The organism is Falsiroseomonas selenitidurans (assembly GCF_012103215.1).
GTDB classification, from domain to species: domain Bacteria; phylum Pseudomonadota; class Alphaproteobacteria; order Acetobacterales; family Acetobacteraceae; genus Falsiroseomonas; species Falsiroseomonas selenitidurans.
The window spans coordinates 138416-161318 of the sequence record NZ_JAAVNE010000004.1 but is presented as its reverse complement, the minus strand read 5'-3'; the positions used below and the strand labels follow the sequence as shown (position 1 = coordinate 161318).

General features: G+C 71.6%; 20 protein-coding genes. 4 read left to right on the top strand and 16 right to left on the bottom strand.

Going from position 1 to position 22903, the window contains the following annotated elements; translation table 11 throughout:
• Nucleotides 1–92 precede the first annotated feature (92 nt).
• The 9 genes from HEQ75_RS04465 to HEQ75_RS04425 all read right to left on the bottom strand — a co-directional run bounded on the left by HEQ75_RS04465 (nucleotide 93) and on the right by HEQ75_RS04425 (nucleotide 10858).
• Nucleotides 93–1337, bottom strand: coding sequence for an MFS transporter (locus HEQ75_RS04465; protein ID WP_168027722.1), 1245 nt, complete (start codon nucleotides 1335–1337; stop codon nucleotides 93–95).
• A 159-nt stretch (nucleotides 1338–1496) separates the two neighbouring features.
• On the bottom strand, nucleotides 1497–3467 hold the full coding sequence (locus HEQ75_RS04460) for a PhoX family protein (RefSeq protein ID WP_209318339.1): 1971 nt from the start codon (nucleotides 3465–3467) through the stop codon (nucleotides 1497–1499).
• A 172-nt stretch (nucleotides 3468–3639) separates the two neighbouring features.
• Complete coding sequence (locus tag HEQ75_RS04455) at nucleotides 3640–4638, bottom strand: ABC transporter substrate-binding protein (protein WP_168027720.1); 999 nt, start codon at nucleotides 4636–4638, stop codon at nucleotides 3640–3642.
• A 17-nt stretch (nucleotides 4639–4655) separates the two neighbouring features.
• Nucleotides 4656–5576 carry an ABC transporter permease gene (locus HEQ75_RS04450; RefSeq protein WP_168027719.1) on the bottom strand — a complete coding sequence of 307 codons (921 nt, stop codon included), beginning with the start codon at nucleotides 5574–5576 and terminating at the stop codon, nucleotides 4656–4658.
• Nucleotides 5573–6427 carry an ABC transporter permease gene (locus HEQ75_RS04445; RefSeq protein WP_328733408.1) on the bottom strand — a complete coding sequence of 285 codons (855 nt, stop codon included), beginning with the start codon at nucleotides 6425–6427 and terminating at the stop codon, nucleotides 5573–5575. Before HEQ75_RS04445 ends, HEQ75_RS04450 begins: the two co-directional genes overlap by 4 nt.
• 4 nt (nucleotides 6428–6431) lie before the next feature.
• Nucleotides 6432–7214 carry an ABC transporter ATP-binding protein gene (locus tag HEQ75_RS04440; protein ID WP_168027717.1) on the bottom strand — a complete coding sequence of 261 codons (783 nt, stop codon included), beginning with the start codon at nucleotides 7212–7214 and terminating at the stop codon, nucleotides 6432–6434.
• Nucleotides 7207–9537 carry a xanthine dehydrogenase family protein molybdopterin-binding subunit gene (locus HEQ75_RS04435; RefSeq protein ID WP_168027716.1) on the bottom strand — a complete coding sequence of 777 codons (2331 nt, stop codon included), beginning with the start codon at nucleotides 9535–9537 and terminating at the stop codon, nucleotides 7207–7209. Before HEQ75_RS04435 ends, HEQ75_RS04440 begins: the two co-directional genes overlap by 8 nt.
• The gene (locus HEQ75_RS04430) at nucleotides 9534–9992 is read right to left on the bottom strand and encodes a (2Fe-2S)-binding protein (protein ID WP_168027715.1); all 459 of its coding nucleotides are present in this window, start codon (nucleotides 9990–9992) and stop codon (nucleotides 9534–9536) included. The genes HEQ75_RS04435 and HEQ75_RS04430 overlap by 4 nt, the downstream gene beginning before the upstream one ends.
• The gene (locus tag HEQ75_RS04425; RefSeq protein WP_168027714.1) at nucleotides 9989–10858 is read right to left on the bottom strand and encodes an FAD binding domain-containing protein; all 870 of its coding nucleotides are present in this window, start codon (nucleotides 10856–10858) and stop codon (nucleotides 9989–9991) included. Before HEQ75_RS04425 ends, HEQ75_RS04430 begins: the two co-directional genes overlap by 4 nt.
• A gap of 137 nt (nucleotides 10859–10995) precedes the next feature.
• Here HEQ75_RS04425 and HEQ75_RS04420 point away from each other — a divergent pair, with 137 nt between their 5' ends.
• On the top strand, nucleotides 10996–11562 hold the full coding sequence (locus tag HEQ75_RS04420; protein WP_168027713.1) for a nucleoside 2-deoxyribosyltransferase: 567 nt from the start codon (nucleotides 10996–10998) through the stop codon (nucleotides 11560–11562).
• Here HEQ75_RS04420 and HEQ75_RS04415 read toward each other — a convergent pair.
• The 4 genes from HEQ75_RS04415 to HEQ75_RS28990 form a co-directional block, all read right to left on the bottom strand.
• Entirely contained in the window at nucleotides 11507–12007 is a 501-nt protein-coding gene (locus HEQ75_RS04415) for a MarR family winged helix-turn-helix transcriptional regulator (RefSeq protein ID WP_168027712.1), read from the bottom strand. The two genes, HEQ75_RS04420 and HEQ75_RS04415, sit on opposite strands and share 56 nt — an antisense overlap.
• A gap of 145 nt (nucleotides 12008–12152) precedes the next feature.
• Nucleotides 12153–12341 carry a hypothetical protein gene (locus tag HEQ75_RS04410; protein WP_168027711.1) on the bottom strand — a complete coding sequence of 63 codons (189 nt, stop codon included), beginning with the start codon at nucleotides 12339–12341 and terminating at the stop codon, nucleotides 12153–12155.
• Nucleotides 12342–12344: 3 nt separating this feature from the next.
• On the bottom strand, nucleotides 12345–13571 hold the full coding sequence (locus HEQ75_RS04405; protein WP_328733407.1) for a Gfo/Idh/MocA family oxidoreductase: 1227 nt from the start codon (nucleotides 13569–13571) through the stop codon (nucleotides 12345–12347).
• Nucleotides 13568–14530, bottom strand: coding sequence for a PDR/VanB family oxidoreductase (locus HEQ75_RS28990; RefSeq protein WP_168027710.1), 963 nt, complete (start codon nucleotides 14528–14530; stop codon nucleotides 13568–13570). The genes HEQ75_RS04405 and HEQ75_RS28990 overlap by 4 nt, the downstream gene beginning before the upstream one ends.
• Nucleotides 14531–14652: 122 nt before the next feature.
• Between HEQ75_RS28990 and HEQ75_RS04395 the strand changes: the two genes are divergently transcribed.
• From HEQ75_RS04395 to HEQ75_RS04385, 3 genes are all read left to right on the top strand, one after another.
• Nucleotides 14653–15966: a Rieske 2Fe-2S domain-containing protein gene (locus HEQ75_RS04395; RefSeq protein ID WP_168027709.1), complete on the top strand. Its 1314-nt coding sequence runs from the start codon at nucleotides 14653–14655 to the stop codon at nucleotides 15964–15966.
• Nucleotides 15967–15969: 3 nt separating this feature from the next.
• The gene (locus HEQ75_RS04390) at nucleotides 15970–16962 is read left to right on the top strand and encodes a PhnD/SsuA/transferrin family substrate-binding protein (protein ID WP_168027708.1); all 993 of its coding nucleotides are present in this window, start codon (nucleotides 15970–15972) and stop codon (nucleotides 16960–16962) included.
• Nucleotides 16963–17046: 84 nt separating this feature from the next.
• Nucleotides 17047–18852, top strand: a complete 1806-nt coding sequence (locus tag HEQ75_RS04385; RefSeq protein ID WP_168027707.1) for an SLC13 family permease — start codon at nucleotides 17047–17049, stop codon at nucleotides 18850–18852.
• Here the strand turns inward: HEQ75_RS04385 and HEQ75_RS04380 are convergent, their stop codons facing one another.
• Genes HEQ75_RS04380 through HEQ75_RS04370 form a run of 3 tightly spaced genes read right to left on the bottom strand, consistent with a single transcriptional unit; the run spans nucleotide 18853 to nucleotide 22807 of the window.
• The gene (locus HEQ75_RS04380; RefSeq protein WP_168027706.1) at nucleotides 18853–19869 is read right to left on the bottom strand and encodes a C-terminal binding protein; all 1017 of its coding nucleotides are present in this window, start codon (nucleotides 19867–19869) and stop codon (nucleotides 18853–18855) included.
• Nucleotides 19866–21452, bottom strand: a complete 1587-nt coding sequence (locus HEQ75_RS04375) for an ABC transporter substrate-binding protein (protein ID WP_168027705.1) — start codon at nucleotides 21450–21452, stop codon at nucleotides 19866–19868. The genes HEQ75_RS04380 and HEQ75_RS04375 overlap by 4 nt, the downstream gene beginning before the upstream one ends.
• A gap of 20 nt (nucleotides 21453–21472) precedes the next feature.
• Nucleotides 21473–22807, bottom strand: coding sequence for an LLM class flavin-dependent oxidoreductase (locus HEQ75_RS04370; RefSeq protein ID WP_235961254.1), 1335 nt, complete (start codon nucleotides 22805–22807; stop codon nucleotides 21473–21475).
• Nucleotides 22808–22903: the final 96 nt, after the last annotated feature.

Here is a 22903-nt window from a genome sequence, read left to right as displayed (position 1 = left end):
GCCGAGAGCGGCGAGCATGCCGTTTCTGTCTGCCGGACGGGTGGAGGGCATAGATATCCGCTCCCTGTTACCGGTCAATGACCAAACTGCCCTTACGCTCGCGAAGTTGTGAGGTCTTCCAGACGGTCAATGTCACGCAGTGCGGGGAACCAACGCATCCACAGCACTGCCACAATGATTGTTCCAATGCCGCCCAATACAACCGCCGGTACTGGTCCGATCAGCGCCGCTGCCGCGCCGCTCTCGAATTCACCCAGCTGATTCGACGTGCCGATGAAAAGCGAATTCACCGCCGCAACCCTGCCGCGCATTTCGTCGGGGGTCGACAGCTGCACCAGCGACTGGCGCACCACGACGCTGACCACGTCCGCCGCCCCCATCACCGCCAGCGCCAGCGTTGACAGCACGAGCGATGTTGATAGGCCGAAGACCACGACGGTTACACCAAAGACGATCACCGCGGCGAACATCTTCTGCCCGGCACGCCCGCCCAGCGGGCGCCAGGCGAGGAACAGCGACATCGCCAGCGCCCCCACCGCCGGCCCGGCGCGCAGCATCCCCAGGCCCAAGGGGCCGGTCTGCAGGATGTCCCTGGCGTAGATCGGCAGCAGCGCCGCCGCGCCGCCCAGCAGCACCGCCGCCATGTCGAGCGACACCGCCCCCAGCAGCACCGGGCGGGACCAGATGAAGGTGAGGCCGGAGAACAGATTCTCCAGCGTCACCCGCCCGCGCATCGCCACCCGCGGCGGCGTGCGGATCGCCAGCGCCATGCCGCCCGCCACCAGGAAGGCGAGCGCCGCCGCCAGATAGGGCAGCGCGGCGCCGCCCAGCGCATACAGGATGCCGCCCAGCGCGGGGCCGCAGATGGTCGCCACCTGGTTGGCGGAGGAGGCGAGCGCGGTGGCGCGCGGCAGGTCGCGCGCCGCCACCACCCCGGCCAGCAGCGCCTGTTGGGCCGGCATCTCGAAGGCCCGCAGCGCGCCGAGCAGGGCGACGAAGGCAAAGATCGCCTGGCTGTCCAGCCAGCCCGCCAGGCTGCCCCAGGCCAGCCCCAAGGCGGCCAGTCCGGTCAGCAGCCGGCACAGCCCGACCAGCAGCCGCCGGTCGGTGCGGTCCACCACCTGGCCCACCGCCAGCGTCAGCACCAGCATGGGCAGGAACTGCACCAGGCCCACCAGGCCCAGCGCCAGGGCGCTGTCGGTCAGCGCATAGACCTGCCAGCCCACCGCGACCACCTGCACCTGCAGGGCGGCGGCGGACAGGATGCGGGAGCCAAGGAACAGCGCGAAGGGGGCCTGGCGCAGCAGGTGAAGGGCGGAGGGAGCGGCTTCGGGCATGGGGCCAGGGGACATGCCTGCCGCCCCGGCGTCCAGCCCGCAGCGGGGCAGGAAACGCAAGACGCCGCGGCGGGGATCGCCGCGGCGCCAAGGTCGGCTGACCCGGCAGGGTCAGCCCAGGCGCGGGTCCGGGCGGCGGTGGCCGCCCGGCCGTCTCAATCAGGCGCCGATCTCACCACCGCCCTTCTTGACGATGGCGACGATGGAGGGGCGCGGCGGCATGTTGTCGGCGAAGTCCGGCCAGCGGGTGGACGGCCGGTCGAAGGTGCTGCCGGCGCTTTCCGCCGGGTGCTGGATGGCGAGGAACACGGTGCTCGCATCCGGGGTGAAGCAGGGGCCGCAGACCTCCGCCCCGATCGGCGCCTGGTAGAAGAGCCGGGTCAGCGCGCGGCCGACGCCGGTGGTGTCTGCCGCATACAGCCCGTCCGCCACGCCGGCGGCGGAAGGCGCGCCATCGGTCGCGATCCAGATCCGGCCCTTCTTGTCGAAGGAGCAGTTGTCCGGGCAGGACAGCCAGCCCTGGTCGCTGGTCGCGCGGTGATAGGCGGCGCCGGCATCGATGCCCGGCTTGCCGGCCATCAGGAACATCGCCCAGCGGCCTTCGGTCGCGGCATGGTCAACCTTGTCCGTGCCGGCACCAGGCGGGATGATCTCCACGATATGCCCGTGCAGGTTGGCCGCGCGCGGGTTGGCCGCGCCCAGCTGCTGCGCCGTGCGGCGGGAGTTGTTGGTCAGCATCACGTAGATGCGCCCGGTCACCGGGTTCGGCTCGACATCCTCCGGGCGGTCCATCGGCGTGGCGCCCAGCAGGTCGGCGGCGCGGCGGGTGTTGATCAGCACATCCGCCTGGCTGTTGAAGCCGTTCGCCGCGGTCAGCGGACCCTCGCCCTGCACCAGCGACATCCACTGCACCTTGCCGTCGTCGAGGAACTTGGCGACGTACAGCGTGCCTTCATCCAGCAGGTCGCGGTTGGCGGCGCGATCGTTCGGGTTCCAGGGGCGCGCGGTGACGAACTTGTAGACGTAGTCGAAGCGCTCATCATCGCCCATGTAGACCACGACGCGGCCATCGGCGCTGACCGCGTGGTGGCAGCCCTCATGCTTGAAGCGGCCCAGCGCGGTGCGCTTCACCGGCACGCTCTGCGGGTCATAGGGGTCGAACTCCACCACCCAGCCGAAGCGGTTCGCCTCGTTCGGCTCCTTGTCCAGGTCGAAGCGGTCGATGAACTTCGGCCAGGCGTAGCTGCTGCGCGGCACGATGCCGTAGCGGCGATGCGTCGCCGCCTGCGGGCCCTCGGCGGCGGAAGCGCCACCGAAATACTGGTTGAAGTTCTCCTCGGCGGTCAGGACCGTGCCCCAGGGCGTGTTGCCGCCGGCGCAGTTGTTGAGCGTGCCGAGCACCCGCGTGCCGGTCGCGTCGGCCGAGGTCTTCAGAAGGTCGTGCCCGGCGGCCGGGCCGCTGAGGCGCATCTCGGTCTCGCCGGTGATGCGGCGGTTGAAGCGGCTGTCCTGGACGTATTCCCACTTGCCGTCGCGCTTGCGCACTTCGACCACGGCAACGCCATGGGCCATCAGCTCGACCCGCGCCTGCTCCGCCGTCACCCGCTGGCGCGCGGCGCTGCCGGCCGGCAGGCCGGGGAACATCAGCTGGGTCGAGGTGTATTCGTGGTTCACGCACAGCAGCCCATGGTCGGAATTGTCCGAACCGGCGGGCAGCGGCTTGAAGTCGATGTAGTCGCAATTGTAGCCGAACTGCCGGGCCTGGGCGTCCGGCGTCTGCGCCGTCGGGTTGAAGGCGGGCGCTTCGGCGGCCAGCGGGTCGCCCCAGCGGATCACGGTCTGGCGCTCATACCCTTCGGCAACCGAATCCTGCTGGCCGAGCTGGTGGCGCAGTTCCGGGAAGGTCAGGCTGGAGGGACCATTGGCCTGGGCCAGCGCCGGCTCGGCGGCGGCGATCAGCTGGTCGGCCAGCGTCGCCGCGGCGGCGGCGCCGCCCAGGCCGAGCATCGCGGCACGGCGCGTCAGGCGACGCTCGACCACCTCGCCAATGCTGTTCTCGGGGTTCGGGTTGGACCCGATGTCTTCGATCTCGATCATCTCGTCCTGCGCGGGCACCTGGCTGTCGGGCATGGTGTCTGCTCTCCGCTCTTGCGGCGCGGAATGGCGCCGTGGAGGCGGACGCATAGACAAGCTGGGCGAAACGCCGATGGCGGCTGGATGAAGGATATGTGTCGGGCCCATGGCGCAGGGCGCCGCGCGGCGCAGGGAAGGGGGCGGGCAGGCGGGCCCGCCCCGGCATGGCTCAGCGCGCCGCGTCCACCACCGCATGGGTCCAGGCGCCGGTCGGCGCGCGGGTGATGACGGGGCTCTCGCCGCCCGAGGACAGCAGCGTCTGCACCGTGCGCTCGTAATCCGCCGGGTCCAGGCGCCCGCCGCCGGTGGTGTCCAGCAGCTTGGCGATCTCACCCATCATGCGGCGCTGATGCGCCTCCGTCTGGGCGCCGGAGGCATCATTGTCCAGCACGATGCCGGCCGCCGCATCCGGGTTCTGCCGCGCCCAGTCCCAGCCCTGCATGGAAGCGCGGACGAAGCGGCCCATGCGGGCGACGAAGGCGGGGTCGGACAGGCGGCTTTCCAGCACGTACAGCCCGTCCTCCAGCGTCGCCACGCCCTGGTCGGCGTAGCGGAAGACGGTCAGCTGCTGCGGCGTGAAGCCGCCATCGATGACCTGCCAGTACTCATTGTACGTCATGGTGGAGACGCAATCCGCCTGGCGCTGCAGCAGCGGGTCCACGTTGAAGCCCTGGCGCAGCACCCGCACGCCGGCCGGCGTGCCATTGGTGGGCAGGCCGAGCCGCGCCATCCAGGCCAGGAAGGGATATTCGTTGCCGGAGAACCAGACGCCCAGCGTCCGCCCGCGGAGGTCCGCCGGCGTGCGGATGCCCGTCTCCGCCCGGCAGGTGAGCATGAGGCCGGAGCGCTTGAAGGGCTGGGCGATGTTGACCAGCGGCACGCCGCGTTCCCGGCTGGCGAGCGCCGCCGGCATCCATTCCACCACCACATCGGCGCGATTGCCGGCGATGACCTGCGGCGGGGCGATGTCCGGACCGCCGGCATTGATCCGCACATCGAGCCCGGCGGCGCGATACAGGCCGCGCGCCTGCGCCACATAGTAGCCGGCGAACTGCGCCTGCGTGACCCATTTCAGCTGCAGCGTCACGCGCTCCGCCGGCTGCGCCTGGGCGCCGCCGGCCAGCAGCAGGCCGAGGCCGGCCAGTCCCGCCAGAATTCTCCGTCGCATGGGCAATCTCTCCTGTTTCATCCGTGGCGGACCGAGGGGTGCCAGAAGGTGGCGGCGCGCTCGGCCAGCGCGACCAGCCCGTAGAATGCCGAACCCGCAACCGCCGCCACAACGATTTCCGCCCAGACCAGGTCGAGGGCGAGCTTCGCGGCCTCCGTCGTGATGCGGAAGCCCATGCCGACGGTCGGGCTGCCGAAGAACTCCGCCACGATGGCGCCGATCAGCGCCAGCGGGGCGTTCACCTTCAGCGCGGTGAAGAGGAAGGGCAGGGCGGCGGGCAGCTTCAGCAGCCACAGCGCCTGGCCCGGGCTGGCGGCGTAGCTGCGCAGCAGGTCGCGCTCCAGCGCCCCGGCGGCGGCCAGGCCCGCCACGGTGTTCACCAGCATGGGGAAGAAGGTCATGGCGACGACGACGGCGGCCTTGGACTGCCAGTCGAAGCCGAACCACATCACCAGGATGGGCGCGATGCCCACCACCGGCAGGGCGGCGACGAAGCTGCCGAGCGGCAGCAGGCCGCGGCGGAGGAAATCCACCCGGTCCGCCAGCAGGGCCAGGGCGAAGCCGGCGCCGCAACCCAGCGCGTAGCCGGCCAGCACCGCCTTGAGGAAGGTCTGCACGAAATCCTGCCACAACAGCGGCAGCGCCAGCCAGAAGCGGGCCCCGATGGCCGAGGGCGCCGGCAGCAGCACCATGGGCACGGCCAGGCCCACCACCAGCACCTCCCACAGCGCCAGCACGACGGCGCCGAAGGCCAGCGGCGCCGCCAGGCCGCGCCAGCCTTCGCCGGGCGCCGCCCCCAGGCGCTGCACCAGCCAGGCGGCCAGCCCCGCCGCCGCCGCCACGCCCGCCCACAGCGCCGCGCCGCCCAGCCCGGCATGGACGGCGGCGATCAGCCCGGCGAAGCCGGCCGTGGCGGCCAGGGCCAGCAGCGCCGTCATGCTCGTGGCCCCATGCGCCGCGCCACCGCGCGTTCCGCCAGGCCCAGCAGCCCGACCAGCGTGGCGGAGAGCAGCGCCGCCATGGCCAGCGCCGACCAGATCTGCAGCGTCTGGCCGAAATAGGACCCCGCGAGCAGCCGCGCCCCCAGCCCCGCCTGGGCGCCGGCCGGCAGTTCCGCGACGATGGCGCCGACCACCGCGGCGGCCATCGCCACCTTCAGCCCGGCGAACAGGAAGGGCAGGGAGGCCGGCAGGCGCAGCGTCCAGAACACCTGCCCCCGGCTGGCCGACCAGGTGCGCATCAGGTCCAGCGCCATGGCGTCCGGCGCGCGGAAGCCCTTCACCATGCCGATGGCGACGGGAAAGAAGCACAGATAGGCGGCGATGATCGCCTTGGGCAGCAGCCCCTCCAGCCCCAGCGCGCCGAGCGCCACGATGACGATCGGCGCCAGCGCCAGCACCGGCACGGCCTGGGAGGCGACGATCCAGGGCATCACGCTGCGTTCCAGTGCGCGGATGTGCACGATGGCCACCGCCAGCGCCACGCCGAAGGCCACCCCCATGCCGAAGCCGGCGAGCGCGGCGGAGAGCGTCACCCAGGCATGATGCACCAGGCTGCGGCGGGAGGTGACGGGCAGCGTCATGGTGCTGCGCCACAGCTCCGCCACCACCTGGTGCGGCGCCGGCAGCAGCGGCCGCGGCTGCGCCAGTGTCAGCCGCACCATCTCCGCCAGATCGGGCGCCGCCCCGGCGCGCGCCTGCGCATCCGCCACCAGCTGCCAGTTCATCCAGACCGCGCCGAGATACCACAGCGCCACCAGCGCCGCGCAGACGGTCAGAACCGGCAGCACCGCTCTAGACATCATAGGAATGCCCGGCGCGCAGCCCCTCCCGCACCCGCTGGGCGATGCGCAGGAATGCGGGCGTCTCGCGGATTTCCAGCGGGCGGTCGGGGCCGAGGTCGCAATCGATGATGTCGGTGATGCGCCCGGGCCGCGGGGACATCACCACGATGCGGGTGGAGAGGAACACCGCCTCCGGGATCGAATGCGTCACGAACACCACGGTCTTGCCCGTCGCGGCCCAGAGCTTCAGCAATTGCTCGTTCAGGTGATCCCGGACGATCTCGTCCAGCGCGCCGAAAGGCTCGTCCATCAGCAGCAGCTTCGGCGCAAAAGCCAGCGCGCGGGCGATGGAGGCGCGCTGCTGCATGCCGCCGGACAGTTGCCAGGGGAATTTGCGCTCGAACCCGGCGAGGTTCACCAGCGCGAGCTGCGCCTTCGCCCGCGCCGCCCGCTCCGCGCGCGGGATGCCCATCACCTCCAGCGGCAGCATGACGTTGCCGAGGATGGTCCGCCACGGGAACAGCGCCGGCGCCTGGAAGACATAGCCATAGTCCCGCGCCAGCCGTGCCTGTTCCGGTGTGCGCCCGTTCACCGCGATGCGGCCGCCGGTGGCGCGCTCCAGATCGGCGATGACCCGCAGCAGCGTGGTCTTGCCGCAGCCGGAGGGGCCGATCAGCGAGATGAATTCGCCCGGCGCGATGTCGAGGTTCACCTGCGACAGCGCCTGCACCGGCCCGTCCCGCGTGGTGAAGACCAGCGACAGGTCGCGCGCCGCGATGACGGGTTCAGCCACCTTCGGTGATCTCCCAGAGGCGGGAGGGGCTCAGCGGCATCTCCCGGATCTCGATGTCGCGCGCGGGCAGTCCCAGCGCATCCTCGATCGCCTGCGCGAACAGCGCGCCGACCGGAATCGCGCCCGCCTCCCCGGCACCCTTCACCCCCAGCGGATTGAGCGGGGAGGGCGTCACGGTGTGTTCCAGCCGCATCCGCGGCACATCCAGCGCGGTCGGGATCAGGTAGTCGGCCAGGCTGGCGTTCAGCAACTGGCCTTCGGAATCCCATGCCAGCTTCTCGAAGAAGGCGTTGCCGATACCCTGCGCCACGCCGCCATGGATCTGCCCGGCCAGGATCAGCGGGTTGATCACCGTGCCGCAATCATGCACCACCACGTAGTCCAGGATCGTCGGGCGCAGCGTGGCGCGGTCGATCTCCAGGATCATCGCATGCACCCCGCTGGCGGTGGCGCCGCTGGCCGGGCCGAAATAGCGCGTGGCTTCCAGCCCCGGCTCCGTGCCGGGCGTGACCGCGCCGCGCATCGGGTTGGCCAGCCCCGCCAGGGCGCCGAGCGCGATGCGCCGGTCCGTGCCGGCCACGGTGACGGCGCCATCGGCCAGCACCAAATCGGCTTCCGCGCATTCGAAATGCGCCGCCGCCGTCCGCAGGATCTTGGCCCGCACCACCTTCGCCGCTTCATGCGCCGCGCTGCCGGCGACGACGGCGCCGCGGCTGGCAAAGGTGCCGACGCCCCATTGGAACTGGTCGGTGTCGCCGGTCACCACCTCCACGTCGCGGATATCGACGCCGATCTGTTCGGCGACCACCTGGGCGAAGGCGGTGGCGTGGCCCTGGCCCTGGCTGCCGATGCCGGTGGCGAGGCTCACCTTGCCCGAGCCCTGCACCTGCACCCGGGCGCCCTCATAGGGGCCGATGCCGGTGCCCTCCACATAGCAGACCAGGCCGATGCCAAGCGCGCGGCCTTCCGCCCGGGCGGTGGGCTGCACCCGGGCCAGGAAATCATCGTAGCCGATCGCCGCCAGTGCCTTGTCGAGGATCGGCTCGTAATCCCCGCTGTCGTAGCTGAGGCGGGAGAAATCCTGGTAGATCACGCCCTGGTCGAAGGGGAAGGCATCGGCGGGGATGAAGTTGCGCCGCCTGATCTCGGCGCGGTCGATGCCGAGCGCCCGCGCGGCGAGGTCCAGCAGCCTTTCCATGACGAAGACGCCGTGCTGCCGCCCGGCACCGCGATAGGGGGTGACCAGCGTGCGGTTGGTGAACACCGCGGTGAAGGCGCTGTCATAGGCCGGAACCACGTAGCAGCCGAGCAGCGTGCACTGGCTGTTCAGCGGCACGGTCAGGCCATAGGGGTCGTAGGCGCCGGTGTCGTGCAGGAACACATCCCGGACGCCGAGGATTTTGCCCTGCGCATCCAGCGCGATCTCCGCATCGTGGATCTGGCTGCGTTCATGGGTGGTGGCGAAGAAATGCTCCAGCCGGTCCTCGATCCACTTCACCGGCCGGCCAAGGCGCAGCGCGGCCCAGGGGACCAGCACCTCCTCCGGGTAGAACATCATCATCTTCGGCCCGAAGCCGCCGCCGATATTGGGCGCCACCACGCGCACCTGCCGCTCGCTCAGGCCCAGCATCGCCGCCAGGCCGTTGCGGATGACGACGGGCGCCTGGGTGGTGTCCCACACCGTCAGCCGGTCCGCGCGCCGGTCCCAATCGGCGACGATGCCGCGCGTCTCCATGGGGATGGAGGCGCCGCGGTCGTAGGTGAAGCGCCGCTTCAGCACCAGATGCGCCGCCCGCGCCGCCGCCGCGTAGTCGCCGCGCGCCTGGTGTACGCGGGCGGCGACATTGCTTGTCAGATCGTCATGCACCAGCGGCGCATCCGCGGCGAGGGCTGCTTCGAGGTCGCCCACCGCCGGCAGGCTTTCCCAGTCCACCAGGATGTCCGCGACCGCGTCCTCTGCCAGGTAGCGGCTTTCGGCCAGCACCATCGCCACCGGCTCGCCGACATGGCGCGCCTTGTCGCGCACCAGCGGCACCTGGCAGCGCTGGTGGAACTCCATGCCCGGCACGGGCGGTGGCGGCACCAGCAGCGGGCCGGGCTGCCAGTATTCGCCGAGGTCGGCGGCGGTCACCACCGCCACCACGCCGGGCCGGGCCCGTGCCGCCGCGGTGTCGATGGCGAGCAGCCTGGCATGCGCGTGCGGGCTGCGCAGGAAGGCCGCGTGCAGCAGGCCGGGCAGTTCCACATCGTCGACGAATAGCGCCTCCCCCCGCAGCAGGCGGGGATCCTCGTTGCGGGTAAGCGGGCGGCCGAAGCTGGTCATGCGGCGGCAACCCGCAGCACGGCATCGACGATGTGCTGGTAGCCGGTGCAGCGGCAGAGATTGCCGGACAGCGCCTCCCGCACCGCGGCCTCGTCGGGGTGGGGGTTCTCCGCCAGGAAGGCGGTCAGGGTCATCAGGATGCCGGGCGTGCAGTAGCCGCATTGCAGGGCATGGCTGTCCTGGAAGGCCTGCTGCAGGGCGTCGAGCCGGCCCGGGCCGGGCGAGAGGCTCTCGACGGTGCGGATCTCGTGCCCCTCCGCCTGTACCGCGAAGGCCAGGCAGGCGCGCGCGGGTTCGCCATCCCACAGGATGGTGCAGGCGCCGCAGACGCCGTGCTCGCAGCCGACATGCGTGCCGGTCAGGCCGATCTCGTGGCGCAGGAAGTCGCTCAGCAGCAGGCGCGGCTCCACCTCCCGCACATGATCGGTGCCGTTCACGCGCAGGGTGATCTTCATGCCGCGCGCTCCGCCGCCCGGGCCAGGGCGCGGGGCAGCAGCACGCCGGCGAGATGTCGCTGATAGGCGGGGGAGGCCTGGACGCTGCCCATCGGCGCGATCTCCTGCACCGCAAGTGCCGCGGCGGCGGCGAAGGCGGCGGGCTCCAGCGCCTGGCCCAGCAGCGCGGCGGCGGCGCGCGGGGCGGCCATGGGGGTGGGGCCGGCGCTGCACAGCGCGATCCGCGCCAGGTCGCAGCGCCCGTCCGGCCCGCGCCGCAGCACCACCGCCACCCCCATCATCGCATAGTCGCCGCGCCGCCGCGCGACTTCGAGGAAGGCGGTCCCGCTGCCAGGGGGCAGCGGCGGGATGCGGATCTCGGCCAGCATCTCATCCTCCGCCAGCGCGGTGGCGAGCGGGCCGAGGAAGAATTCCGCCGCCGCCACCTGCCGAATCCCGCCGGCGCGGCGCAGCACCAGGCGCGCTTCCAGCGCCAGCATCACCGCCGGCATCTCGCTGGCCGGGTCGGCATGGCACAGATTGCCGCCCAGCGTGCCGCGGGTGCGGATCTGCGGGTGGGCAACCTCGGCCAGCGCCTCTGCCAGCAGGGGCAGGCGGCGCGCCACCTCGGCGTCCCGCTCCAGCCGGCGGTAGCGGCAGAGCGCGCCGATCGCCAGCGTGCCATCTTCCTCGAAGCCCAGATGGTCCAGCACAGCGACGCGGTTCAGGTCGATCAGCACCGCCGGCTGCGCCACGCGGAAGTTCATCGCCGGCACCAGCGACTGCCCGCCGGCGAGGAAGCGCGCGGCCTCCCCGTGGCCGGCCTTCAGCGCCAGCGCCTCCGCCAGCAGGGTGGGGGCGTGCCAGTCGAAGGCGGCCGGCTTCAAATCGGAATCCTCATGGCGCGAACCTGCCAGAAGCCCCCCGTTGCGGGCCAGAGCCGATTTCCGTGGCGCCGCCCCAGGCCGGGCGGCGCCTGCCCGCGGCTTGCGCAGGCTGCGCGCCGCATGGTCAGCTTGCCGCCATGCCACTCGCCTATCTCGCCGGTCCCGATGTCTTCCTGCCCGATGCGCCGGCCCAGGCCGCGCGCAGGACGGCGCTCTGCGCCCGCCACGGCATCACCGCCCTGCCGCCGCTGAACGAGGACGTGGCCTCCCTGGCCGCGATGCCGGAGGCAGAGGCCTGGCGGGTGATCTTCGCCAAGGACCTGGCGATGATGCAGCGCGCCGATCTGGTCATCGCCAACCTCACCCCCTTCCGCGGCGCCTCCGCCGATGCCGGCACGCTGGTGGAGCTGGGCTGGTTCCTCGGCCGCGGCCTGCCCATCTTCGCCTATTCCAACAGCGCCACGCCCTTCGCGGCGCGCAGCGCGGCCCTGCTGGACCGGGTGCCGGACCCGATGCCGGGGCTGACGGTGGGCGGCTTCGGCCTGCCGGACAACCTGATGATCCCGGGCGCGGTGGCGCACCGCACCGGGCTGCCGGTGTTCCTGCCGGAGGGTGGCGCCGACCTGCCCTTCGATTCGCTGGACGTGTTCAGCCGCTGCGTGGCCGCCGCTGCTGCCTGGCTGGGGCTTCCGGAAGCGGCATAGGCGGTTCCGCCAGATTGGCCCGCGCCCGGCGCAGCAGGGCCAGCAGCACCTCCGCCTCCGCCGGCGTCATGCCATCCAGCGCCTGGGCGATCACCGCCTTGGCTTCCGGCAGCAGCGTGTCGCGCAGCGCGCGGCCCTGGTCCGTCAGGCTGATATGCACCTTGCGCCGGTCCTGCGCATTGCGTTCCCGCGTGATCCAGCCGGCTTCCTCCATCCCGCGCAGCGCGATGACGGCGGTGGGTTCCTGCATGCCGATGCGGCCGGCGAGTTCGCGCTGCGTCAGGCTCTCCTCCTCCCACAGCACGCGCAGGAAATACCAGGCGCCCAGCGTCACGCCGCTGGGCTGGATGCGCGCCTGCAGGCCGCGCTGGATGGCGCGGTTCAGGTCCCGCACCAGGTAGCCGAGGCTCTGGTCGAAGGGCAGCGGCGATTCGCGGCCCCTCATTCCGTGCCCCTGACGTGCTGACGCACGCCATGCTTCAGACGCCAGCGCGCCTCCGGCGCTCGGCTTCGCGGCACCAGCCGCGGGCCGCATTCGCGGCCTCGGCCGCCTGCCGGCGCCCGCAGGTCAGGACCGGACGAGGCAATTGTCATGCCCTGCGGGGCCGGTTGGCCGCCGCGGTCAGGGTGGCGATCAGGTCCTGCTCCGCGGCCGCCGCGCTGCTGTAGCGGGGCGCGGTGCTGATGAAGGGCGTGTCCGAGCCGGCGGGCAGGAAGACCTCCAGGAAGAACAGGCCGGTGGCTGCATCCCGCTGGGCCTCGATGCGGAGCGTGGGCATGCTTCAAAATCCCTCCGGCGCCACCTGGTGGTGCAGCGCGATCTCCCGGCCCTCGCGGGCGGATTGCAGGATGGCGAGGCAGACCTCCAGCGTCGCCATGCCCCAGGCGCCATCCAGCACCGGGCGGGCGCCATCCAGCACGGCGGCACAGAAGGCGTCCAGCACCTCCGCGCGCGGCAGGTCGGGCAGGGGGGTGCGGCGCAGCAGGCGGCGGTCGTCGCCATGCAGTTCCACGCCTTCCGCCGTCAGGCGCAGATCGGCCTTCTCGCAGCAGGCGATCACCAGGCCGAACTGGTTGTGGAATTCGGGCGGGCTGACGGGCGGCAGGCCCGGTGGCTGGCCGGGGGCGCCGTAGCCGCGGTTGGTCTTCAGCGCCGCCTCCGCCGCCGCATCCGCCACCCCGGCCAGGGCCGCGCGGGCCAGGCCGTGGCGGGTGGGGTCCTTGCGCAGGCCCATCTCCCCCACCCAGTCGAGGAAGACGTCGCTGTCGAAGCGGCCATAGCCGGAATAGGTCAGGCTGGCGGCGGCCCCGTCCTCGAATTCCAGCAGCGCGGTGTAGGCGCCTTCCGTCGGCCGGGCCGGGTCCCAGGCGCCGGTCAGGGCGCGCAGGCGGCGCACCCGGCCGCCGCCGAGCAGCCGCACCACATCCACCTGGTGCGCGCCCTGGCTGAACACCACGCCGCCGCCCTGCGCCGTGTCCAGCTCCTCCACCCGCCGCGGGCGATAGAGGAAATCCGTGAAGTTGGCGGCGGTGATCAGGCGCACCGCGCCGACCTCGCCGCCCGCGATCATCCGCCGCGCGGTCTGCACCGGCCCGTCCTGCGCGTGGCTGTGCCCGACCATCAGATGCACGCCCGCCGCCCGGGCGCGCTCCACCATGGAAGCCGCCTCCGCCAGCGTCACCGCCAGCGGCTTCTCCACCAGGATGTGCCTGCCGGCCGAGGCCGCCCGCGCCACCTGGGCGGCGTGGAACTGGTGCGGCGTGGCCAGGTAGATCGCCTCCACCCGCGGGTCGTCGCAGAGCGCGCCGAAATCGGCAAAAGCGGGCGCATCGAAATCCGCGGTGAAGCGGATCCGCGCCTCCGGCCGCGGATCGGCGCAGGCCACGATCTGCACCCGCGGGTGGTGCGCCAGGGTGGGCAGCATCAGCATGAAGGCGCGGCCCAGCCCGGCCACGCCCAGGCGCAGCCTCCGCGGCGGCCGCAGGTCCAGCTCCGGTTCCGGCCTCACAGGTCCAGCACCAGCGTCGCGCAGCCCGGCGCGGCGCGGGACACGCAGGGCATGATCGCCATGGCCTTCTCATGCTCCATCAGCACCAGGTCGCGATGGTCCACCTCCCCGGCAACCAGCCCGGTGCGGCAGGACCCGCAGGTGCCGCTTTCGCAGGAAAACGGCACCGCCTGGCCCGCCGCATTCAGTGCGGCCAGCAGCGTGACATCGGCCGGCACCGGAACCTCCGCGCCGGACCGCGCCAGCCGGGCGAGGAAGGGCGCATCCTCCGCCCGCTTCTGGCCGGTGCCGGCCGAGAAATCCTCGAAATGCACGGCGGCGGCGGACCAGTGGCCGGTCATGTCGCGCACCGCCTGCATCAGCCCGCGCGGCCCGCAGCAATGGATGTGCCGGCCCTTCGGCTGTTCCAGCAGCGGCCACAAATCGAAGGCCCGCGCCGGGTCGCCGCCATCATGATGGATCTGCACCTTGCCGCGGCATTCCGGCGCCTGGAGTTCCGCCAGGAAGGCGGTCTCGGCCGGCGACCGCGTCAGGTAGCAGAGCTTCCAGGGCGGCCCGCCTTCCGCCTGCATGTGCCGGATCATCGCCATGATCGGGGTGATGCCGATGCCGCCGGCGATGAACAGGCGCGAGACGGGGCGGCCCTCCAGCGGGAAGTCGTTGCGCGGCGCGGTGCAGGGCAGCAGGTCCCCCGGCTTCACCTGGTCGCACAGGCGGCGGGACCCGCCCTGGCCGGCCTCCTCCCGCTTCACCGCGATGGCATACTGCGCCGTCTCCCCCGGGTCCGAGCACAGTGAGTAGCGCCGTTCCAGCCCGCCGGGCACCTGCAACCGCAGATGCGCGCCGGCGGTGAAGCCGGGCAGGGGCGCGCCCGCCGGGTCGGCTAGGTCGAAGCGGAAGATGGACGCCGCGATGCGCTCCACCGCCAGCACGCGGAGCGGCCTGAACTCCTCCGTCATCACCCAACCTCCCTGCGCCCTGAAAATACTTAGGAACCTAATGATTCAGCGTCAACACCCTGGACAGTCTCGGAAGCTCGCCGCATATCTTAGGCCCCTAAGCAATCCGGGGAGGATCGTCCATGCTCACCCATGCGGAGAACGAGCTGCTCTGCCGTGTCACTGGCGACGCGCCGATGGGTCGCCTGCTGCGCGCCCATTGGCTGCCCGTCTGCCTGTCCGAGGAGGTGGAGGAGCCGGACGGCAAGCCGGTGCGGGTCCAGGTGCTGGGCGAGAAGCTGGTGGCCTTCCGCGACAGCGAGGGAAGGCTGGGCCTGGTGGCGGAAGCCTGCCCGCACCGCAAGGCCTCGCTCTACTACGGCCGCAACGAGGAAGGTGGCCTGCGCTGCCTGTATCATGGCTGGAAGATCGACGTGGAGGGCAATCTGCTGGAGATGCCCTCCGAACCGCCGGAAGCCTGCGCCGCGGCAAAGATCAAGCACCCCTCCTTCCCGGTGGAGGAAGCCGGCGGCTTCGTCTGGGCCTTCCTCGGCGACCGCGCGGACATGCCGGCCTTCGAGCCGCCGCCCTTCGCGCCGACGCCGGACACGCGGGTGGCAATCGGCAAGACCATGGTGCCCTGCAACTGGGCGCAGATCGTCGAGGGGCAGATCGACAGCGCGCATTCCTCCTCCCTCCATTCCTCGGACATGGTGCCGGCCCGCGTCGGCCGCGCCGGGGCGAATGCGAAGAACTGGACCCGGCCTTCCACGGACAAGGCGCCGAAGCTGCAGGTGCAGCTCACCTCCTACGGCTTCCGCTACGCCGCCATCCGCCGGCCGATCGCCCAGGCGGCGACCCATGACTACGTCCGCATCACCACCTTCGTCGCCCCGCTCACCTGCCTGATCCCGCCCAATGCCAGCTACAACGTGGCGCAGGTGACCGTGCCGATCGACGACCACCATTCCTGGTTCTATTTCATGGCCTGGGGGGAAGGGCCGGACGTTCCCTCCACCGAGGATTGGCGGAAGTTTCTCGCGTTGCAGCCGGGCATCGACGTGGACGCCGATTGGAACAAGAAGCGGGTGCGGGAGAATGACTACGGCCAGGACCGCAGGCTGATGGCGCTGGGCAATTTCACCGGCATCAAGGGCATCCCGGCGCAGGACATGGCGATGTGGGAGAGCATGGGCCCCATCGCCGACCGCACCAGCGAGCGCCTCGGCGCCAGCGACGTCGCCATCGTGCAGTGGCGCCGCCTGATGATCGAGGCGGCGCGCGCACTGGCCGAGGGCGCCCCGGCGCTGGGCCGCACCGAGCCGCGCGTGCCGCTGAAGGACATTTCCTCCTTCGAGGGTGTGGTGCCCAAGACCACCGACTGGCGCAGCTTCGGCACGACGGCGATGGAGCGCAGCCTGTTCGTCGATGCCCCGTCCTCGATCGCGGCGGAATAGAACGTGGCCAAGCTTCAGCTTTCCATCGCCATCGGCCCCTATGACCGCATGCGGCCCCTGGTGGATGGCGAGGTGCAGATCGACGCCGTCGATCCGCAGTTCATGCTGCTGGAGCCGGAGGAGATCTTCTTCCGCGCCTTCCGGCACGAGGCCTTCGACATCTGCGAATTGTCCTTGTCCTCCTACGCCGTGCGCGTGGCGAAGGGGGATTCGCCCTACATCGCCGTGCCGGTGTTTCCCTCCCGCGCCTTCCGCCATACCTGCATCGTGGTGCGGACCGATCGGGGCATTGCAACGCCCGCGGATCTGCGCGGCCGGCGCATCGGCATCCCGGAGTACCAGCTGACCGCGAATGTCTGGGCACGCGCGATCCTGGAGGAGGAGTACGGCGTCCGCCCCGCCGAGATCACCTGGGTGCGTGGCGGCTACGACACGCCCGGGCGGGTGGAGAAGATCTCCCTCAACCTGCCCCCCGGCGTGGTGATCGAGAACGCGCCGGAAGGGGCCACCATCTCCGGCATGCTCGCCGCCGGCGAGCTGGACGGCGTGATGGGACCCCGCGCGCCCTCCTGCTTCGAGCGCGGCGACCCCAAGATCGACTGGCTGTTCCCCGATCCGACCGCCACGGCCCGGGACTGGTTCGCCAAGACCCGCATCTTCCCGGTCATGCATGTGCTCGGCATCCGCAGGAGCCTGGCGGAACGCCACCCCTGGCTGCCCGGGGCGGTGCAGAAGGCCTTCGAGAGATCCAAGGCCGTGGCGCTCGCGAAGCTCGCCGACACCTCCGCCACCAAGGTGACGCTGCCCTTCGTGGAGGAGAACCTGCGCGCCGCGCGGCGCCTGATGGGGGAGGATTTCTTCTCCTACGGCCTGGCGGCCAACCGCCATGTCTTCGAATGGTTCCTGCGCCACCACCACGCCCAGGGCCTTTCGAGCCGCCTTCTGGCGCCGGAGGAACTGTTCCACCCGGCCACGCTGGAAGCCCACAAGATCTGACACCGCCGCGCGCGGGGGCGTGATGCAGCGGCTGGCGGGGCAGGATGGTAAGCCCCGCAGCTTCCTGCAAGGCGCTCGCCCGCGATGACCTTTGGCCAGACCAGCATCCTTGTCATTCTCGCCGCCACGATGGCGCTGTTCCTGTGGGGGCGCTGGCGGCATGACGTGGTGGCGGTGGCGGCGCTGCTGGCGGCCGTCGCCGCCGGGCTGGTGGCGCCCGATGCCGCCTTCACCGGCCTGGGCCACCCCGCCGTCGTTACCGTGGCCTGCGTGCTGGTGCTCAGTGCCGTGCTGCAATCCAGCGGCGCGGTGGATTGGCTGGTCAGCGTGGCGGTGCCGCGCCGCACCGGCCCCAGCCTGACCATCGCCGCGCTGGCCGGGCTCTGCGCCCTGCTCTCCGCCTTCATGAACAATGTCGGCGCGCTGGCGCTGCTGATGCCGGCGGCCATGCCGGTGGCCACGCGGCTGAAGCTGCCGCCGGGGCGGGTGCTGATGCCGCTGGCCTTCGGGTCCATCCTCGGCGGCATGACGACGCTGATCGGCACGCCGCCCAACCTCATCGTCTCCTCCTTCCGCGGCCAGGCGGGCGGGCCGGACCATTTCGCCATGTTCGACTTCACTCCGGTGGGCCTGGCGGTGGCGCTGGCCGGGCTGCTGTTCATCACCCTCGCCTGGCGGCTGGTGCCGGCGCGCAAGGTGGGCGACGCGGAAGGCTTCGCCGCCGGCGCCTACATCACCGAGGCGCGGGTGCCGGAAGGCGCCAAGGCCGCCGGCATGACGCTGCGCGCCATCGAGGCGGCGCTGGAGGACAGCGATGCGCAGGTGATCGGCCTGCTGCGCGACGAACGCCGCATCGCCGCCCCGCATCTGTCGCGGGAGGTGAAGGCCGGCGACATCCTGGTGATCGAGGCGGAGCCGGAGGCCCTGGCCGGTGCCTTGGCAGAGCTGGGCCTGAAGCTGGAGGAGGATGTGCGCGACGCGGGCGCGGAGGCGACGGAGGATCGCGAAGGCCCGATGGCCGCGCTGCAATCGGGCGAGGTGGTGCTCGGTGAATATGTGGTGCGGCCGCGGGCCGAGATCAGCGGCCTTTCGGCCAGCGGCATCCGCCTGCGCCACCAGTACGGCATCAACCTGCTGGCCCTGTCGCGCCGCGGCGTGCGCACCACCGGGCGGCTGAACACCATGGCGCTGCGCGAGGGTGACATGCTGCTGCTGCAGGGCACGCCGGAACCGCTGGCGGATTTCGCCCATCGCTTCGGCCTGGTGCCGCTGGCCGCCCGCGCCCTGCGCCTGCCGGATGCGCGCCGCGCCGCCATCGCCGGCGGCGTGATGCTGGCGGCGATCGCCGGCGCCGGCTTCGGCCTGGTGCCCGCCGCCATCGCCTTTGCCGGCGCGGTGCTGGCGGTGGTGCTGCTGGGGCAGATGCCGGCGCGCCGGATCTATGACGCGGTGGACTGGTCCGTGGTGGTGCTGCTGGCCGCGCTGATCCCGGTGGCGGAGGCGATGGCGAGCACCGGCGCGGCGGATCTGGTGGCGCAGGCGCTGCTGGCCCCCGTCGCCGGCTTCGGCGCCACGGGCGCGCTGGTGCTGGTGCTGGTGGTGACGATGACGCTGTCGGACTTCATGAACAATGCCGGCACCTCGGCGGTGATGTGCCCGGTGGCGATTGGCCTGGCCGGCCAGCTGGGCGTCGCCGCCGACCCCTTCCTGATGGCGGTCGCCATCGGCGCCTCCTGCGCCTTCCTGACCCCCATCGGGCACCAGAACAACACGCTGATCCTGGGGCCGGGCGGCTTCCGCTTCGGCGACTACTGGCGGCTTGGCCTGCCGCTGGAAGCGGTGGTGGTGGCGGTGGCGGTGCCGGCGCTGCTGGTGTTCTGGCCGCTGTGATCAGGGCTTCAGGAAGGCCGCGTTGACGCAGGTGGGCCGGGCGCCGTGGCGCAGGTAGTCCATCATGTACTGCATCGACAGGCGGCGGATGTCGCGGATGCTGGCGCTGCTGAAGAAGGCCGCGTGCGGCGTCAGCGTCAGCCGGTCGTCCAGCCATTCCGCCCCGGCCGCCCAGGCCGCGAGCAGCGGGTGCGCGCGGTCCAGCGGCTCCGCCTCGAACACATCGAGCCCGGCGCCGGCCAGGTGGCCGCTCCGCAGCGCCTCTCCCAGCGCATCCAGATCCACGAGGCCACCGCGGGCGGTGTTCACCAGCACCGCGCCCGGGGGCAGCAGGGCCAGGCGCCGGGCATCCAGCAGGCCGGCGGTCGCCTCGTTCAGCGGCGCGTGCAGGCTGAGCACGTCGCTGCGCGCCAGCAGCGCCTCCGCGGTCGGGAAGCGTTCCCAGCCGAAGGCGAGCTGGTGGCCGACCGGCAGATGCGGGTCGTGGAAGCCCACCTTCATGCCGAAGGCCTGGAAGCGCAGTGCCGCGGCCGTGCCGATGCGCCCGAGGCCGAGGATGCCGACGCGCAGCGTGCCCAGCCGCCGCACCTGCTTCATCTGCCGCGCATCCCAGGCCGCATTGCCGCGCCGCAGCCGTCGGTCATAGCCCTGCACGCCGCGCAGCAGGCCGAGCGCCAGCGCCACCGCATGGTCAGCCACCTCCGTCGTGCCGTAATCCGGCGTGGTCAGCACCGGGATGCCGCGCGCGCCGGCCGCCGCCAGGTCGATATGCGCGAAGCCGACGCCGCCCTGCACGATCACCCGGCAGCGCGTGAAGCGGGCGATCACGTCGGCGCCGAGCAGGTGCATGGAGCGGCAGTTCAGCACCGCATCGGCCGTTGCGTAGTCCGCCGCATCCGGCAGGCGCCCGCCGACCGAGCGGCGGAACACCAGTTCCGCCTCCTCCCCGACGATCGCCCGCTCAATGTCCTCGTCCTCGCCCTGCGGATCGATGACGAGCAGGCGCGGGCGGGTCACGGGGCGGCGTGGATGGCGGTGGCGAAGGTGTACTGGTCGCCGCGCGGCACGATGGACAGCCCCCGCCGCAGGCCGTAGGAGGCGCGCAGCGAGAAGATCGGCAGGATGGCGTTGTCCTCGATGGCGATGCGCGCCGCATCGCCCATGGCGGCTTCCCGCGCGGTGTCGTCGAAGATCGAATCCACCCGGCCCAGCGCCGCATCCAGCGCCGCGCTGGAATAGCGGCCGCGGTTGAGCGAGCCGGCGCCGGTGGCGCGGTTCCGGGTGCGCAGGATGGTCGTCATGCTCTCGCTGGCGACGCCGGTGGAGGAGGCGAAGATCGCCATGAAGGCGGTGAACTCGGGGTCCTGCGTGGCATTGCCATTGGCGCGGCGGAAGAACACGGCGGAGGGCAAGGGCTCCACCGTGGTGCGGATGCCCACCTGGGTGAACATCTGCCCGACCGCCTGGCAGGTGCGGGAATCGCCCGGGAAGCGGTCATTCGTGCAGTGGATGGTCAGGCCGAAGCCATCCGGGTAGCCGGCTTCCGCCAGCAGCCGCCGGGCCTGCGCCGGGTCGTGCCGCGGCGGCTTCAGGCGCTCGTCATGGCCGATGAAGCCGGGGCCCGCGAACTGCCCGATCGGGTCCGCCGCACCCTCCATGCCGCGTTCCGCCAGCGCTTCCCGGTTGATGGCGAGGTTCATCGCCTGGCGCACCTTCGGGTCACGGATCGGGTTGCGCGCCAAAGGCTGGCCGTCCGGCCCGGTGGCGAAGACCACCTGGTCCCGGAAATGGTCCAGGTACATGTAGAGCGTGAACAGCCCGGGCGTGGTGACCAGCTGCGTCCGCGGGCTTTCCCGCACTTCCCGGAACAGCGAGGGGGGCACGTTGTCGATGACGTCCACGTCGTTCGCCAGCAGGGCGGCGACGCGCGCGCTGTCGTTGGAGATGAAGCGGAAGGTCACCCGCTGCCATGGCTCCGGCGCCCGCCAATGGCGCGCGGCCCGCTCGATGACCACGTCGCGGCCGGGCGTGAAGCGCACCCAGCGATAGGGGCCGGTGCCGAGTGCGGCGCGGCCGCCATTGAACTCGGCCTCCCCCGCATCGGCCGCGGCGCGGGCGGAGACGATGGCGACGACGGCCATCTGCACCGGCAGCAGCGGGGTGGGGGTGGTGGTGCGGATCAGCACGGTGCGCGCATCCTTCGCCTCCACGCCCGCCACGTTGCGGGTCTGCGCGACGAAGGTGCGCAGACCCGTCGCGGCCTGGGCGCGGCGGATGGAGAAGGCGACGTCATCCGCCGTCACCGGCGAGCCGTCGTGGAATTGCAGCCCCTCGCGCAGGCTGAATTCCCAGGTATTCGGATCGATGTTGCGCCAGGCGGCGGCGGCGCCGGGCTGCAGGCGCATGAAGGGGTCCTGCAGCACCAGCGGCTCATACACATGCAGCTGCACATTGCGGTTCGGCGTGTAGTTCTGGTGCGGATCGCTGCCGGTGACGGCGGCCTTGAAGCCGATGCGCAATTCCTGGGCAGCGACGGTACCGGCAGCGGGCAGGGATGCGACCAGCGCGGTCGCGATCAGCAGCGGGCGGAGCAGGCGCATGGGGCGTCTCCCTCTCTCGGCTATTCGGCGGCCAGGCCGCGGGCGAGCGCGGCGCGGCGATGGGTGGGGTAGGGCACGCCGAGATTCTCGCGCAGCGTGCGGCCTTCATATTCGGTGCGGAACAGCCCGCGGCGTTGCAATTCCGGGACCACGGTGTCGACCACATCGGCCAGCCCGCCGGGCAGCCAGGGTGGCAGGATGTTGTAGCCATCCGCCGCGCCATCCTCGAACCATTCCTGCATGGCGTCGGCGATATCCGCCGGCGTGCCGACCACGGTGCGATGGCCATTGCCGGCGGCGACCAGCGTATAAAGCTGGCGGATGGTCAGGTTGTCGCGTTTCGCCAGGTCCAGGAAGATCTGCGCGCGGCTGCGCATGCGCGGGTCGATGCTGTCCGGCACCGGGCCGTCCACGTCAAAGGCGGACAGGTCGCCCATCACCCGCGACAATTGGTTGAGGCCGAGCAGCGGGTCCAGCAGCGCCTGCACCTGCTCGTGCTTGTCCTGCGCTTCCTGCCGGGTGCGGCCGGGCACCGCCAGGATGCCGGGCATGATCTTCAGATGGTCCGGGTCGCGCCCGTAGCGCGCCATGCGGCCCTTCACATCGGCGTAGTAGGCCTGCGCCGCCGACAGGTCCTGGGACGCCGCATACAGCGCGTCCGCGGTTGCCGCCGCCAACTCCCGCCCGGGGTCGGAGGCGCCGGCCTGGAAGATCACCGGATGGCCCTGCGGCGTGCGCGCCACGTTCAGCGGGCCCGCCACCTGGAAATGCGGGCCCTTGTGGTTCAGCACATGCAGCTTGGATTCGTCGTAGTTGAGGCCGGAGGCCTTGTCGCGCAGGAAGGCGTCATCCTCCCAGCTTTCCCACAGCCCGCGCACCACCTCGACGAATTCCGCCGCGCGGTCGTAGCGCTTCGAATAATCCGGCGCCTTGTCGTAGCCGAAATTGCGCGCTTCGGTATCGGTGAAGGAGGACACCACGTTCCACCCCGCACGGCCGCCGCTGATATGGTCCAGCGAGGCGAATTTGCGGGCGACGTGATAGGGCTCGTTGTAGGTGGTGGACGCCGTGGCCACCAGGCCGACGCCCTCGCTCACCATCGCCAAGGCTGAAAGCAGAGTCAGCGGCTCGAACACCACGTTCTTGGAGGACCGCGCCAGCGCGCCCTTCGGTTCGTCCTGCGCGCGGATGCCGACGCCATCCGCCAGGAAAACCAGGTCCAGCCTGCCGCGCTGGGCGATGCGCGTGACATCGACGTAGTGCGACAGCTTCATGTTGCCGGCCGGGTCGATGTCCGGATGCCGCCAGGCTGCCATGTGGTAGCCCAGCCCGATCATCGAGACACCGAGCTTCATCTGCCGCCGGGCCATCGCCGCACCTCTCGCCGAAAGGCGAAGGCTGCCGCCATCCCCGCCGCGCCGCAAGGAGTTCTGCGGCGATCGCGGGGTTCG

What these genes read in the sequence shown, in the direction of transcription:
- HEQ75_RS04430 (WP_168027715.1), bottom strand. Translation starts at nt 9,992, where the DNA reads ATGAAGATCACCCTGCGCGTGAACGGCACCGATCATGTGCGGGAGGTG.
- HEQ75_RS04370 (WP_235961254.1), bottom strand. Translation starts at nt 22,807, where the DNA reads ATGAAGCTCGGTGTCTCGATGATCGGGCTGGGCTACCACATGGCAGCC.
- HEQ75_RS04420 (WP_168027713.1), top strand. Translation starts at nt 10,996, where the DNA reads ATGCCACTCGCCTATCTCGCCGGTCCCGATGTCTTCCTGCCCGATGCG.
- HEQ75_RS04385 (WP_168027707.1), top strand. Translation starts at nt 17,047, where the DNA reads ATGACCTTTGGCCAGACCAGCATCCTTGTCATTCTCGCCGCCACGATG.
- HEQ75_RS04450 (WP_168027719.1), bottom strand. Translation starts at nt 5,576, where the DNA reads ATGACGGCGCTGCTGGCCCTGGCCGCCACGGCCGGCTTCGCCGGGCTG.
- HEQ75_RS04410 (WP_168027711.1), bottom strand. Translation starts at nt 12,341, where the DNA reads ATGCCCACGCTCCGCATCGAGGCCCAGCGGGATGCAGCCACCGGCCTG.
- HEQ75_RS04455 (WP_168027720.1), bottom strand. Translation starts at nt 4,638, where the DNA reads ATGCGACGGAGAATTCTGGCGGGACTGGCCGGCCTCGGCCTGCTGCTG.
- HEQ75_RS04375 (WP_168027705.1), bottom strand. Translation starts at nt 21,452, where the DNA reads ATGCGCCTGCTCCGCCCGCTGCTGATCGCGACCGCGCTGGTCGCATCC.
- HEQ75_RS04435 (WP_168027716.1), bottom strand. Translation starts at nt 9,537, where the DNA reads ATGACCAGCTTCGGCCGCCCGCTTACCCGCAACGAGGATCCCCGCCTG.
- HEQ75_RS04415 (WP_168027712.1), bottom strand. Translation starts at nt 12,007, where the DNA reads ATGAGGGGCCGCGAATCGCCGCTGCCCTTCGACCAGAGCCTCGGCTAC.
- HEQ75_RS28990 (WP_168027710.1), bottom strand. Translation starts at nt 14,530, where the DNA reads ATGACGGAGGAGTTCAGGCCGCTCCGCGTGCTGGCGGTGGAGCGCATC.
- HEQ75_RS04465 (WP_168027722.1), bottom strand. Translation starts at nt 1,337, where the DNA reads ATGCCCGAAGCCGCTCCCTCCGCCCTTCACCTGCTGCGCCAGGCCCCC.
- HEQ75_RS04460 (WP_209318339.1), bottom strand. Translation starts at nt 3,467, where the DNA reads ATGCCCGACAGCCAGGTGCCCGCGCAGGACGAGATGATCGAGATCGAA.
- HEQ75_RS04395 (WP_168027709.1), top strand. Translation starts at nt 14,653, where the DNA reads ATGCTCACCCATGCGGAGAACGAGCTGCTCTGCCGTGTCACTGGCGAC.